This window comes from Planctopirus hydrillae (genome assembly GCF_001707835.1).
Classification (GTDB): Bacteria; Planctomycetota; Planctomycetia; order Planctomycetales; family Planctomycetaceae; genus Planctopirus; species Planctopirus hydrillae.
This window is the reverse complement of the sequence record NZ_LYDR01000144.1, coordinates 41,555-55,441: the sequence shown is the minus strand read 5'-3', so window position 1 is coordinate 55,441 and position 13,887 is coordinate 41,555. Positions and strand designations below refer to the sequence as shown.

Sequence of the window (13,887 nt, the reverse complement as noted above, 5' to 3'; positions counted from 1 at the left end):
AGTTACCAACGCTGAGTCGTCACCAACGCGGGTGTGGCCATGGCCGGTAGTGAGTACAGAATCTGCCGACGTTGATGAGCCAGTCGATCAATCAGTTCTTGTTCCGGGTCATGCTCTCGTGGAGACACCGAACGGCTCGCCATAACCATCCGGGGTCGAGGAGAGACAACCTCATACAGCAGCGCCTGCATTTCCTTAACAGCCGACTGATTGATGATGTTCCACGAAATCCAGGGGGAGATCACCATCAACATCGCAAACACAAAACTTTGTGCTGCAATCTGCCGCTGCCTGCGATCCTTGACCCGGCGTTCTGTGACGACGGCATGAGCCACCAGTCGATCGCGCACCCGGCGAACCAGAGGTGCCGGCTCGAAAAAATCGACCAGAGGCCATGATTCCTCAGGCTTTGTGCAGCGGAAGAATTCTCGCCCCTCTCGTACCTCCCAATTCTGGTCAGCCAAATGTTGGTCAGCCCAATTTTGGTTAGTACGTGGCAGCAATTCTTCAGGTGATACAAATTCCTCGGTGGGCAGCAGTTCCTCAATTTCTTCAAAATAAAAAAATCGGGTGACGAATTCTTCGTCGGCCTGAAATTGACACTCCCTTTCATGAGACATGGGCGGCTTCTCCTTCCAGAGAACGAAGCAGCCTGGCCAACTTGGCAATCGCATAGCGATAGCGACTGGCCACTGTGTTGGGGCTTTCCCCCATCACTGAGGCAATCTCCTGAAATGTCATGCCTTCCCAGAATTTGAGAATGACAACCTCGGCCTGATCCACGGGCAGCTCGGTCAATGCCGCCTGGATCATCTGTTGACGCTCGGCGACTTCCAGCGGATCAATCGCTATCTCAGAGCGAAACTGAAACTCCGTGAGTAAATTGACCGAGATGGCGGCTGGCCGCTGGTGCTTCATGCGGAAACGAATGGCCTCGTTTCGCACAATCTTTAGAAAGTACGCCCAGGGATGCTGCACAACGCGAAAAAGAGAGGGGGAAGCCGCCAACCGCGTTAGAGACTGCTGAACAACGTCTTCGGCATCAGCGTCGTGTTCCGTCAGAAAACGGGCATATCGCAGAGATCTTGGGCCCACAAGCCCCACCACTCGCGACCAGACTTGCCATTGCCCCTCACCAATCAACTTCAGCGCCTGAATCAACTCCTGTTCGAATGGTCGAATAGCAGCCTTGCCTTCTGGCGGAGCTGGATCAGACGTATGAACATTTCCCGACGGAGTATGAAGAGACTGCCGCATTTCATCGGAGGCTGAGGAAACGAGGGATTGTTCCAGTGAATTCTCTGTTGGCATGCTCAGACCCCACCCACTGTTCAACCGCTCGTCAGCTGGAGGCGAACAGTTCATCATCAGTTTGCAACCTGATCCAATACTAGAAACCTGTTCTCCAGAACGTTTTGTCTATCGAATCACGTATTCGATGAAAAAATCAACGAAATTCTGGCTTTGAGAAACGCGTGGTTTCCAGACATTCTGCCCCCCAAACCAAACCTCGTCACAAAAACTCGGTCCAGTCGATTCAGAAATGACAAAAGCCCCTTATGCTTCACGCTCCAGGAGATACTGGCAATTGAGAAAAAAGAGAGAGTCTGGGCATCAATGGCAGAACTGCACTTCAACTCAAATGCAAATTCTGCTATGACATAAACTCTTGTGTGATTGAGGAGTTACTTCCGTCAAAGACACTGCAGTTGTGGTTCGAGTTTTTTTGGCTCGAAACCTGCACTAGGACAGGGATGGCCCAAGGTGCGATACCGGTATCGGCATTTCATAGAGCGTGAATTTGTAGCCACTCGTCGATGGCTCGGACTGTCCCTCGTGCGATGGTCCGGCTGGTGGCGGAGCGAACTGGAACACCTCGAACGCTATCTCTCACAAAGAGGGGAATGGTATGCAGTCGCGTTTGCAGGATTCCTCGGGGTTTTCCTCACATTCATGCTCCTGGCGTCCTATCGCGAACCAACACTTTACAATGTGAATATCGAATTGCCACCTGTGGCTGCCCGCCTGCCAAGGACCCCTGAACTCCCTGTGGCTGATGTCGATACTCGAATCTCACTGGCTCCCCAGTTGTTGGTGGCCGATTACCCTGCTGAGTTTATGTTCGTGGGATTGGAGCGGCGGGTCGTCGATCCTTATCTGTCCCGATCGACATTCACTGTGCCCGCAGATCTTTCCTTAAGTGTTGACTGGCTGCACAGTGTGGTGCCGGAAGCCGCGTTAGCTGCAATGGATGCATCACGTAATGAAGCCACGGCCAGTTCGGATTCTGGTCAGTCTTCGAGAGCCTGGAGCGACATCCTCAATCGAATACGTGATGACTGGCGGCGGGTACAATCACACCCCGGCGATTCTCAAATGGCGGCATATTCACTGGCAACGCCTTATACGGGTCTCGGTAACCGCCTACCCAAAGCCCTTGCAGACGACCTGACGTCCGACGTCCCCAAATCGACCGTCGCCGCCAGAGGAGAAGCTTATTTCGAAGTGGCCATGGAGTCTTCTCGCAGATCCGATCTGCAACAGGGGGGAGAATCGATTGTTTCCATTCGAAACCTCTCTTCGGAAACATTGCCCCTTGTGGAAGTTCTCGAACCTTTTTCGAGAATGCCGCAGGTTGTGGGAGCATTTCCCGATGGCTACGTCGATCAGGAAGGTTTGAAACGATCCATCTCGCTGTTGCCACCGGGTGAATCAGAGCGACTCACGACTCGCTGGCTTTCCAGCCGACAGACGGCAAACGATCTTCTTTCGACCAATCTGGGAAGGTTTCCCTCAGGAGCGACCAGTGGAGAGTATCGCCTGCCGACGGGAAACCCTTCGCTCGTGCAGACAGTCGCTGAGGTCACAGCCGATGCCGTCGCGGGCTCACGCACATTGGTGACTCCGCCTCGCAAAAATGCCCGCCTGGCAATTCAGCTTTCCAGCACAGATCGGATTGTCAAAGGCAAAAATCTCAAAATGAACATCCGCGTGCAGAACATTGGCGAGATTCCGCTCGACAATGTCCGCATTCTGGCAGATCTGTCTCCTGAACTCACGCATTACTACGGTAACGCCGTCGAATATGAAGTGGGTTCACTCCGGCTCAACGAAGATCACCAGACGATTTTCATCATTGAGGGCAAGACGCTCGGCGCCGGGAAAGCCGTGCTGCGGGCAGTCTCACCAGATACACCCATTGCTATGGAAGTTTCTCAATTACTGGTGACTGATGATACAGGATACTCACCGGTTGCTGTGCCTCCACGAAATACTCCGCGTGACCAGTCCTCAGATTTCCCCTTGCCTCGTCCTGGCCGTTCAGAGAATTCTTCAAGCGACCCACGCGAACCCTCATTGCCCCGTGATGAGTTACTCCCGCCGCGTGAACGAATCCCTGCTGCTCGCCCACAGAACCCAGTACCGGATGATGGACTGTTTGGCCCGGCACCGGGGGAATTGCCAGCAAACCCGCGTCCTAATTCTTCGTCAGATCTCGAGAATTCTTTACGAAATTCCAATCAGCCACTTCCTCGTGTTCCAGCCAACATGAGAGAACGCCCCGATTCAGGCCGTCCTTTTGGTTCTCCCCCGGTCGATGATCCATTGAATCGATCGGATCGAACTGGGCGGGAATTGGATCCGATGCTCGATCCCAATCCCGGAAGAGATCTCAACCTGCGTGACAGAGGCAGTAACATCCCATCAGCAGATCCTTTCGGCCCGGAACCTCAGCCACTGGATTCGACGAATTCTCTTCCCGCTCGAAGGCCCTCACTCCCTGCAGTCAACGAGCCTGCTTTTGAACCTCGACGAACTCAACCCGTCATGCCAGATGACAATACATTCGGCCCTGCACCAGGTCGACGCCCACTGCTGGATCGAGAAGCCTCTCCATCAACCATCGATATGCCGCGAGAAAACTCTCGCGATTTTCCACCATTGCCCGACGATTTTGGCCCGGTCCCAACAGACCTCCCACCATCCGGGCTACCATCTCGCACGATGCCACTCGAACGAGATCGTCTTGACAACCTCCCCGAACCTCTTGAACCAGTCAGACCACGCAATTCGACCACAAGACCTTCCAGCGATCCCTTGGATAATGCGTTTCCTGAACCATTACCTGGGCAGCCTCTTCCTTCCATCAAGACACCAGAACTTGACCGATCTGCCGATCCGCGACAGCCATTGCCGCTGCTGCCAGAGATGACTCCCCGCAATCGAGACGTGCCAGCCAGAGCCCCTTCAGGATCGCCGGAGATCAATCAACCCCTCGAAGATCGGATCGACAAAACCATCCCCAATCGATCCGGATGGAATCCTACACTCCCTGGAAAGCCCAACCCTTCGATCCCGAATGACCCGCTTGATCCATTTCCGGAACTCAATGAGCCAGTCCCGAGTCGGATCAACAGAAATACACCCCGGCTTCCCGACGCCCTCGAGTCTGCTGCTCCCGACGCGGCAACAGCGAATCCTCAAGGCTCAATGCGATCCAGATCGCCACAACCCGCGTCAGAACCGGATCCTTTTTCAAATGGTCTCGATCCACTCGATTTATTAGAAAAAGCCGATCCAACAACCAGTCGACCTGATCCGCTTCGACAACCTGAGTCGCCTGCAGGCAGGCGTACACTTCCGGCACTGCCGACCGAGATCCCGGATGACTTTCCGCCATTGGGTCCTTTGCCAGATGCCGGCCAGCCTGACAGTTCCACGAGAAATCGCGAGTCGCCCACAGGACGGCCCACTCCTGCGGCTCAACCGCCTCTTCCAGAGCGGAATCGAACTTTACCTCAGGATCCGTTTGACCCATTCCCCGCAAATGATGGGGTCATTCGCAAAGTGCGACCTGCAGCACCCGAAATGCCTGTGCAACCAGTTGCCCAAGGAGCTCCGTCTGCCCCATTCAAGGTAGTCACAGCCAGCTATCAGGAATTCGTCCCTGTCCGGACGAGTAAAACACCGGTCAAGAGCCCCCCCTCTGCCTCTGCGCCATCAAGGGCCTCATTTGCAGATAACCCAGCAAACAACAGCAATCCAAAAAATCACCCACGGCCAGCCAGCCCGGAACCGCGACCAGAAGGCACCCGGTGAATTTGGATTTCGCCACATGCCGCACTCTGGAAGTCTATGCCCACCACCGGGGCAATTCTTAGCCGACCACTGGTGGCTTAATCCCGAAGTCTTCAATACTGAGCAGACTTTTGAAGGGCAATTGGCGAGCGGCAAAGTTGGCAGCGCCCCCTTCTTTGCGATCGATCACGCCAACAACCTGAATCACGTTAAGACCAAAATCGATTGAGCGATCAACCGAAAGCAATGCACTCCCACCGGTCGTCACGACATCGTCCACAATGACCACACGCATCCCCGGAGTGACTGGCCCCTCGAGATACTTCTGTGTGCCGTGCCCTTTGGATTCCTTACGTACCAGAAAGCCAGCCAGTTCTTTTCCCCGAGCAGCGGCGGCCGTCAGCACCCCTCCCACGATCGGATCGGCACCTAACGACATCCCTCCAAAAGCATCAAACTCGATCCCTTCGAGGAGATCCAGAAGCCCCTCGCTCAACAGCTTCAACCCCTCGGAATGCAGCGTGATCTGCTTTCCATCCAGGTAATAGCTCGATTTTTTGCCCGATGCGAGTGTGAAGTCTCCGAACCGTAATGCTCTCTGGTGAAACAGTTCGATCAAACGGGCGCGGTCGTACATTTCGCAGGAACCTTCTCGATGGCGGCTATCAAACCGCCGGACTTCTGGATCATTCAAAACCAATGTTCGCCACAGTCTAAAAGCGGAACGTCGACAACGCGAGGATTCCCGTCATCACCGGAGAATTGAGTGATCAAACGTACGCTTCATTTTCAGAGAAAATAATCTCGAATCGGTCCTGCACCACTTATTCGCTACAGCCAGATCATCCATCACCAACAACATTCTCGCGTTGGATTTCTCAGGATCACAAAGAGCGTTTATAAGACAAACTTGGCAGTGGAGAGTCTCATTTGTGGTACAGCTTTCCAACCATCGCCTCGCTTCGAGATTCTGGAACTCAGCCAAAAGATGCGGCCCTCGATGCCAGTCGAATGAGATATCTCTCCAGATATTCGCGTTGAATTCACTGCTCGAAAACTCAAACAGCACAGGCCGTTTCCATGGAATCGCATGAGCAGTTCACTTTGTGGCTCGCATTAACCACAGGCGGACTGGCTCTACTTGTTGCTGCCGCCACAGGATTTATCTGCGGCATCTGGCTGGGGCCCTGGTGGCAACGGCGCCAGTTTTCACGGGCCCTGAAGGATGCCTCTCTCTGGCAAAACCGATTGCTCACAGAATTGGAACAAGTCGAGAAGAACTGTACTTTCGCTTTATCCGAATCTCAAAAACCATTCCCACCGGATCGACAGAATCGGTTAGAGAAAGTCCAATCGCGTTTAATCGAGTCACTACAGCGGCTTGCCAACCTGCGCGGCAATCACAGCAGCCCACCAGCAGTTTTTCAGTTTGAATGGATCAATGACGCTCATTCGGCTTCATCTGGTTTACCAGACAGAAGCACTTTTGACCTCAATCTCAAACACATGCTCGATTATGGCACCTCATGCCATACCACCAGTGCACTTCTGCTCGTACGCATGGATCGGCATGATTCAGCACTCCGGCGGTACGGCTCGAGTGAGACACACCAACTACTACAAAAAATGATCGCTCTGGTTATTCGATCGGCGCGAGATACGGATCTGATCTGTCAGTTCGACGAACAGACGATCTCAGTACTGCTTCCAAATCTCACACCAGCACAAGCCTGGAGACAGGCCGAAATGATTCGTGACTCGATCCGGACTCATCACTTCCTCTTGGAAAATGGCCAACAGGAAGTCATCGTGACGGCATCCTCAGGATTATCCTGCTCACAACCGCAAAACAATCCTGAGGAACTGATCCAGAGCGCCAGAAGAGCGTTAGCCAAAGCGGAAAGCCTGGGACGAAACCGATTAATTGCCGAATGACAGCATCCCAGGACCGTGTGCCAGACTGGCACATTTTTTGACGCCACTTATATCGAACTTAAAAAAGGCGAGTATCGAAAGGCCCAAGAAGGTCCTCAATTCCATTGCAAAAACGCCTTAGGACAGCGAGATCGCAATGAGTTTGAGATTGAGAATACCGAAGTAAAGCAAACCCTAAGGCTGTGACTTCAACGCCAGCTTGAATTCGTTCTTTCCTGAAGATTTCACCTCAGCCATTAACCCGGACTTCTGATGATTGAGGTACTTGGCTGGCACCAGAGCTTTCGGAGCCACTGGTTTCACTTTGGGATCTGGTGGCACATACTCGCCACCGGTAGAACCCGTTGCAGGCGCCGCCTCATACTTGGAAACGCTGATTGTGTAGTTCGCAGCGGCTGCACCATCATTGGGCTGCCAGGTCATGAGTTTGAAGCGACCGGATGAATCGGTGGTTCCAATCGCACTGGGGATGGTCTTGCCATCAGGACTTGAGGCTGGTGCATGAAATGTCACAGTCGCACCATCGAGAGGCTTATCATCCAGTGTCACCACCCCTGTCACAGGAAATGTCGGCACTCGATCTTTCGGTACTTCGCTACCGCCACCACAGCCGTGAAGAGACAACCCCAGAACGATCCCCAATAAACTCAAACGAATGCCATACATTGTTGTCACTCCCAAACAATTGATCACAAGCTGAAGCCGATCTGACTGCCAAGAACGTCGCGAGGGTCTCGGCCCATCAAGACTTGTTGTTTCATTGATTATTTGCGATGACGCCGTAAATAACTAGCCAACCTGAGTGGATTTTCTGACATCCCATCAAACAAACACATACAACAAATGGTAGACAACCCACGACGGAACATGTTCATGTGATCACACATTATGACTTGTGATCTCGGAGTTTCCTCACGAAATCAGCCCCTATGAGAAAATTCGCGTGGTCTGTTCGGAATCTCTGCGATGTCGCCGCGCTTTGAGCCGCACATAGGGGGGTACGAATCGACCTCTGTGCCCTGCCATTCCAGGTGATGCCGTCAGGTCGGCCCGCCTGGGTTCCACCAGATCTTCCAGCACGAAGCCACTGCGGCACAGCTCGCCAATCAGTTCATCCCAGCGATGCAGAAACTCGCTCGTTCCCTGTTCTCGATACATCGTATCTGCTGCCACGGGCAAGGCACGCTGTTCATAGTATTCCACCCCTAACACATAGCGATCACGGTGGTCTCGATGGGTGATCTGCAGACTCCCTGGCTGCTTGTGCTGACTGATGTACAGACCCCCATCTTTGAGTACTCGAGCCAGTTCCCGATACATCCCCGAGAGGCTGGGAATGTAGCAGGTACTGACAGGTTGATGGGCAATATCGAAGGTGGCGTCTCCCAGCATCGACAAATCATCCATCGATGTGGCCAAAGTTCGCACATTGAGACCTCTGCGCTGTGCCTCTCTCAAATCCAGTGCGAGCATCTCTGGACTCAGATCGACAACAGTCACCTCGGCACCGGCAGTGGCATAAAGAATCGATTGCCAACCCCCACCCGCAGCGAGGCAGAGAACTTTCAGGCCCCGGACATCCTCAGGCAACCATCCCCGCGAATCGAGTGTCTTTAAGGGATACCGGCATTCCTCATCACTGGCCACATGGGCAAAAGGACTTCCATTTCGAGCAAGGGTATCCCACGCCTGACGATTCGTCTCCAGAAACTGTTTTCGTGACTGCTCAGACCCATCGATCAACATCTGACACTGCCTTCAAAGACTCTCGATTCCCAGTGGACTCGCCAAGTCTTGGGATCAATCTTTGAGAAATCAAGCAGCCCCCTCGAATCTGGCCTGCCAAACAGAAAAGAGGGATGGCCTTCGATGACACGAAAACCATCCCTCTGGAAAACTATCAAACGGGAGAAGTCAAGCTCTCTCTCGAACCTACTCCACAACGGCTGTAGAAAGTGGTGGCAGATTTCGAGCCGCTTCAATCGTCGAGATTCGTCCTTGCCATCGCGACAGCACTTCCTGAGCAGTCTTCAAGGCTGCTTCCCGTTCAGCCAGTTGCTTCTTTTCATCTTCAGTTGCCGGTGCAGTTTTCATACGCTGCTCAGCTTCCATTCTCGCATTTTTAAGTGCCTGTTCGGCATTACTGCGAGCACTATCCAGAGCTTTTAGTTCATCTCGACCCGTCGTGAGCTTCGCGTCCACAGTGTTCAACTCTGCCTTACCAGCAGCTAAAGGCTGCTTGCGCTCTTCAAGCTGTTTTTCCAGGCCCGAGACAGTCGTGGCTTGCTCTTTCACGGCCGCCTCAATGAGGTCGACCTGGTCTTTAGCCGACTTCAACTTTCCTTCCAGATCAGAAACAATGTTTTTCTGGTCAACGTTTTCGGCATCTCCGTTCAGACGATTCCGTGCTTCGTCCAATGCTTTTTGTGTCGCATCGAAAGCTTCACGTGCCTTCTGCAGGTCTCCCTTTTGGCCATTGAGTTTCGTCACAGCGACTTCCAACGCCTTCGTGGCCTGGTCAAATTCCTGCTGCTGTTTCGAGAGTTGCTGCTTCATTCCCACTAACTGCTGTTCCAGACGGCTCACATCGTTTTGCTTGCCGGTTTTTGCTTCGTTCCTCGCATTCAGTTCAGCTTCACGCACACCCACCATTTTACTGGCTTCTTCCGCGGCTTTCTGGCGGTCTGCAAGCTGCTTACGCAACGATTCCAAAGCCTCATTCGCAGCAGCAACTTTCTGCTGTGACCCTGTCAATTCCGTTTGAGCAGCCGCCAATTGAGCAGTAACTGATGCCGGATTTGTAACACACTGGCCAAACACTGCTCCATCTTTCGCATTCCAGGCATAAACCCGACCGGCCATATCACCCGCGTAGACCCGATCGGTCTCACCCGAATAACAGACTTCCATGCCCACATCTTGAGTCGCAGGGAAATCTCTTTGCTTGTTGCCATTGGCATCGAATAATTTCGTCACGCGATCGCGGCCTGTCGAAACAATCCGGACATCAAGTGTAAAATCCAAGGCCTGAACGCCGCCGCCATGAGCATTAAAGTTCTTGATCTGGCCGCCGTTCTGCATTTCCCACAATCGAATCGTGCCATCTTCGCTGCCACTGGCCAGCGTATTGCTGTCTGGCGACCAGGAGACATCGTTAATACTCCCGGTGTGACCCGTCAGAAAATAGAACTCTCTTCCGGTATATGCTTCCCACACAACGAGTCCATTACTACGGTCACCGCTGGCGAGCAACACGCCATCGGGGCTGAACTCAATCGCGGTCACCCAATCCGTGTGTTTCTTGGATTCGTAAAGCAATTCACCAGTCGCTACTTCATAGACCCGCAGCATCTTCTTCGGGCCACCCAGTGCGACGAGAGACATATCGGGGCTCAAGTCCGCTGCCAGTACGGTATCATACTCTGCACCAACCTGTGCGAGCCTTCTCCCCGTCTTGATGTCGAACAGTACCACCAGACCGCTTTGGCCTCCCCGGCCGCCGCCAGCCAGCAATACAGAACCATTCCGGCTGAACTTCAGAATATGGGGTTGCCCTTCTGGAAATGGGAGTACACCGACGAGATCTAATGTCTGAGCGTTGTAGAGCAGAATCTGCTTATACCCCGATACCGCCAGGAGTGGGGCCCACGGGTTGGCTGCCAAAGCCGTGACCGCATTGGCCCGGGACGTTACAACAACCGGCTCGATTGGCAAGGCGACTTCAGGCATAGGAGCCGGACCATCGGGCCTTTTCATCGATGAAGCTGCCGAGGCAGTCACGACCGATTTCTTTTTGATCTTGGCTTTACTTCCGGAATTCTGAAGCGCCCCCTGTTCAATCCACTTACGAACCAGTTCCAACTGAGCATCCGGCAGTCGAGGTTGCCCCGGAGGCATGATGGGCTCTGACTCATGAGTCATCACCAGATAAAGCTGACTATTGGCAGGTTCACCATTGGTGTTAATGACTTCGCCAGAAGCCCCACCCTGCATGGCAGCAGAGTAGTTATCGAGAACCAGGTCACCTTTTTTATCATTGGCATTATGGCACGAGCCGCATTTCTCCCGAAAAATTGGCAGAATGTGCTCGTCATAAGTGATCTTCTTCTCCTGAGGTTTATCATCCGACGCTTTTTCCTGAGCAGATATCGCTACAGGAACAGCCATCGCCATGGTCAAAATCATTGGGAGAAACCGACCCATACTGATACTCACTCTTCCACGAATGTCAGGCCAACCAGGCGAGGAAAGGCCATCGATATCTACCGATTTACAAAAGCAATCACTTAGGTTCACAAATCAAGGCAACGCTCTCGACGGTGCCTTAGTGATTAAAAATAAATTCCCGGCTGTTCAGCAGTGCCCAGAAAACATCATCGAGATCTTTCTTGGGATCCTTTGACTCAGCCAACGTTGGCAGCAGCACGTCGAGCTCCGCTGGCGTCGCCTTGCGCGAAAGACAGCGGATATAGAGTCGCTGCACAATCTCTTCGTGAGGGACCTTTTCCTGCAACCACTTACCAACCAGGTTCCCCTGCGCGATCTTCTGATTGGAAGAATCGCCATTCAAGAGATGGAGTGCCTGCGACAATGTCGGTTCCATCTTCACTTCACAACTGCAAGCCGTTTCCCGAGTCGCTCGACCAAAGGTCGTCAGGAAATAGTTCGATGTCTGTCCGTCGGCAATCTGAACGGCTCGAGCACCCAGTGGCAACCCGCGGAATTTTTCCCGACCACTTGTGACCTGTGTGATAATATCAAGCATGGATTCGGCTTTAATTCGCCGTAGAGACTGATGAGCAAAATTCTTCTCATCAGTAGCGTTGGATTCATTCCGCTGTGTTGATCGCTGATAAGCTTCTGAACGAACAATTTCTTTAACCAACTGCTTGAAGTTGTAATTCGATGCTGTGAATCTCTTGGCCAACTCTTTCAAGAGGGGCTCATTCGAAGGAGGATTGGAGATTCGCACATCATCAATCGGATCGACAATGCCAATCCCGAAGAAGTGATGCCACACTCGGTTGACGAAGTTTTCAGCAAAGTACGGATTCTCCGGCGAAGCCAGCCAGTTTGCCAGGACTTCACGGCGATCCTTACCCTTCGTATCTGCTTTTGGCCCACCCAGGAAAACAGGCTCCATCACCTTACCGTTGACAGGATGCCTTACGTCGCCACCACCACTATTGAAGATAATCGTCTCGCGGTAGTCTTCGGCTTCCTTACGTCCAATCTGAGAAAAGAACGACGCAAAGGCGTAGTAATCATCCTGTGTCCAGCGATCAAAAGGATGATTATGACATTGAGCGCATTGTGTTCTCATTCCCATGAAGATCTGGGCGACATTCTCGGAAACTTTGAGTGTATCCCGCTCGATCTGATAGAAATTTGTCGGAGCGTTCTTAAAGGTTCCCCCATTCGCAGAGAGAATATCTCGCACCATGACATTGAGTGGGACATTCTCGGCAATCTGCTCCGACAGCCAGTTATAGTACAGCACAATCGACTTATAACTGGTCTGATTGGATGATCTCATCATCAGCCATTCGGCCCACTTGGAGACCCAGACTTCTGTGAATTCTTTCCGCTCGACAAGTTGGTCAATGAGCAGATCCCGCTTCTGAGGATTCGTATCGGTCATGAAAGCGACATATTCTTCTTCCGTCGGGAGAATCCCAACCAGATCGAGGTAAACACGCCTCAGAAATGCTTCGTCGTCCGCTTTGCCACTGGGTTCAATGCGCAGCTTCATGAGTTTCTTATTGACGAGGTCATCAATGTAGTTGGCACTCGGCATCGCCTTAGCCTCATACTGATGCCATTTAGGCAATACGACAAAGTGGGAACCTACGGTAAATGTCGCGAAGCGAGCCATGATAAAGGCTTCGCCGCGAGCTCCCGCCTGAATGATACCTTCGGGAGAAATTGTTGCGGAATTATCATTATTCGACATAAACAACGTCAGTGCAGTCACGTCCCGATCAGAACCATCACTATAGGTAGCGCGAACTGTGACCTGCTGTTTTGTACCTTCGCCATCGAGCACCCCATCTGGCGGGTAGAGTGACAAACTTGTGCAGACGGGGACATCGGTCGGATCCTGTGGGCAATTGGCGGCAACCCAGTCCACGAAAGTCTTGTTCAAATCCGAAGTCATCTCAAAACGTTTACCGCCGCCATGGGGAACAGCCCCCACAGATTTTTCGACCAGAAGGCTGGCTTCAGGCACAGCGAGGTCAACTCGCCGACCGGGGAGTTCTCGCACAATGCGGTGGTAATCCCCGTCCGGATCGTAACCGAAGAGCGAAAGTCGAAAACCATCTTTTCCGCGGGCAGCGCCATGGCAGCTACCACTGTTACAGCCTGACTTCATCAATACTGGCATCACATCCAGTTTGAAACTCACAGGACGTGCTTCAGTCGCTTTAACGACTTCCAGAGGAATGGACTTCACTAAACCACCGTACTCAACACGGATCTCTGTCTTGCCATCAGCCTGAGGACACAGCGTCGTTCCCTCCAGCTTGACGAACTGTTGATCAGCGATCTGGAATTTTGCCTCATGACTGACATCGACAGTCACGCCATCCTCTCGCACTGCCTGAACAACCAGTAGCTGTCGATCAGCGGCCGTCTCGAGCTTGACCTGCTCCGGATAGACACGCAATTGAGTGAGCTTGGACTCACCAAACGCATCACCGGTGGCGAACAAGAATGTTCCCAGAACGCCCCATGTCATCCAGCAACGGTTAAAGATTGTACTATACTTGTCCATAGCCCACCCCAATCCTGATTGAGCATTCGTATCCGAAATTTTGACTTCCATCTCAATCACCTGTGCCGTTATCTGATTGCCATATCGACGGCCCTGAC

9 protein-coding genes are annotated in these 13,887 nt (G+C 52.7%); 2 read left to right on the top strand and 7 right to left on the bottom strand.

Annotation, left to right across the window (positions count from 1 at the left end; translation table 11 throughout):
* Window positions 1–2 precede the first annotated feature (2 nt).
* Both A6X21_RS17435 and A6X21_RS17430 read right to left on the bottom strand, forming a co-directional pair.
* Window positions 3–620, bottom strand: a complete 618-nt coding sequence (locus A6X21_RS17435; RefSeq protein ID WP_068850391.1) for a hypothetical protein — start codon at window positions 618–620, stop codon at window positions 3–5.
* Complete coding sequence (locus tag A6X21_RS17430; RefSeq protein ID WP_165603843.1) at window positions 610–1,311, bottom strand: RNA polymerase sigma factor; 702 nt, start codon at window positions 1,309–1,311, stop codon at window positions 610–612. Before A6X21_RS17430 ends, A6X21_RS17435 begins: the two co-directional genes overlap by 11 nt.
* A 453-nt stretch (window positions 1,312–1,764) precedes the next feature.
* Here A6X21_RS17430 and A6X21_RS17420 point away from each other — a divergent pair, with 453 nt between their 5' ends.
* Window positions 1,765–5,100: a chromosomal replication initiator protein DnaA gene (locus tag A6X21_RS17420; protein ID WP_131818407.1), complete on the top strand. Its 3,336-nt coding sequence runs from the start codon at window positions 1,765–1,767 to the stop codon at window positions 5,098–5,100.
* 58 nt (window positions 5,101–5,158) lie between these two features.
* Here A6X21_RS17420 and pyrE read toward each other — a convergent pair whose 3' ends face one another.
* Complete coding sequence (gene pyrE, locus A6X21_RS17415; RefSeq protein ID WP_068850384.1) at window positions 5,159–5,716, bottom strand: orotate phosphoribosyltransferase; 558 nt, start codon at window positions 5,714–5,716, stop codon at window positions 5,159–5,161.
* A 443-nt stretch (window positions 5,717–6,159) separates the two neighbouring features.
* Here pyrE and A6X21_RS17410 point away from each other — a divergent pair, with 443 nt between their 5' ends.
* Entirely contained in the window at window positions 6,160–7,014 is an 855-nt protein-coding gene (locus A6X21_RS17410) for a diguanylate cyclase domain-containing protein (RefSeq protein WP_068850381.1), read from the top strand.
* 174 nt (window positions 7,015–7,188) lie between these two features.
* On the opposite strand, the gene A6X21_RS17405 is transcribed toward A6X21_RS17410, so the two are convergent.
* The 4 genes from A6X21_RS17405 to A6X21_RS17390 form a co-directional block, all read right to left on the bottom strand.
* Complete coding sequence (locus A6X21_RS17405; protein ID WP_068850379.1) at window positions 7,189–7,680, bottom strand: transthyretin-like family protein; 492 nt, start codon at window positions 7,678–7,680, stop codon at window positions 7,189–7,191.
* A 261-nt stretch (window positions 7,681–7,941) separates the two neighbouring features.
* Window positions 7,942–8,760 carry a class I SAM-dependent methyltransferase gene (locus A6X21_RS17400; RefSeq protein WP_083233698.1) on the bottom strand — a complete coding sequence of 273 codons (819 nt, stop codon included), beginning with the start codon at window positions 8,758–8,760 and terminating at the stop codon, window positions 7,942–7,944.
* A gap of 186 nt (window positions 8,761–8,946) precedes the next feature.
* Complete coding sequence (locus A6X21_RS17395) at window positions 8,947–11,187, bottom strand: WD40 domain-containing protein (RefSeq protein ID WP_165603842.1); 2,241 nt, start codon at window positions 11,185–11,187, stop codon at window positions 8,947–8,949.
* A 151-nt stretch (window positions 11,188–11,338) separates the two neighbouring features.
* The gene (locus tag A6X21_RS17390; protein ID WP_083233697.1) at window positions 11,339–13,840 is read right to left on the bottom strand and encodes a DUF1549 and DUF1553 domain-containing protein; all 2,502 of its coding nucleotides are present in this window, start codon (window positions 13,838–13,840) and stop codon (window positions 11,339–11,341) included.
* Window positions 13,841–13,887: the final 47 nt, after the last annotated feature.

Bases quoted from the DNA above. Each gene is read 5' to 3' on its own strand.
- A6X21_RS17410 (WP_068850381.1), top strand. From the start codon at position 6,160: ATGGAATCGCATGAGCAGTTCACTTTGTGGCTCGCATTAACCACAGGC.
- A6X21_RS17405 (WP_068850379.1), bottom strand. From the start codon at position 7,680: ATGTATGGCATTCGTTTGAGTTTATTGGGGATCGTTCTGGGGTTGTCT.
- pyrE (WP_068850384.1), bottom strand. From the start codon at position 5,716: ATGTACGACCGCGCCCGTTTGATCGAACTGTTTCACCAGAGAGCATTA.
- A6X21_RS17435 (WP_068850391.1), bottom strand. From the start codon at position 620: ATGTCTCATGAAAGGGAGTGTCAATTTCAGGCCGACGAAGAATTCGTC.
- A6X21_RS17400 (WP_083233698.1), bottom strand. From the start codon at position 8,760: ATGTTGATCGATGGGTCTGAGCAGTCACGAAAACAGTTTCTGGAGACG.
- A6X21_RS17395 (WP_165603842.1), bottom strand. From the start codon at position 11,187: ATGGCGATGGCTGTTCCTGTAGCGATATCTGCTCAGGAAAAAGCGTCG.
- A6X21_RS17390 (WP_083233697.1), bottom strand. From the start codon at position 13,840: ATGGAAGTCAAAATTTCGGATACGAATGCTCAATCAGGATTGGGGTGG.
- A6X21_RS17430 (WP_165603843.1), bottom strand. From the start codon at position 1,311: ATGCCAACAGAGAATTCACTGGAACAATCCCTCGTTTCCTCAGCCTCC.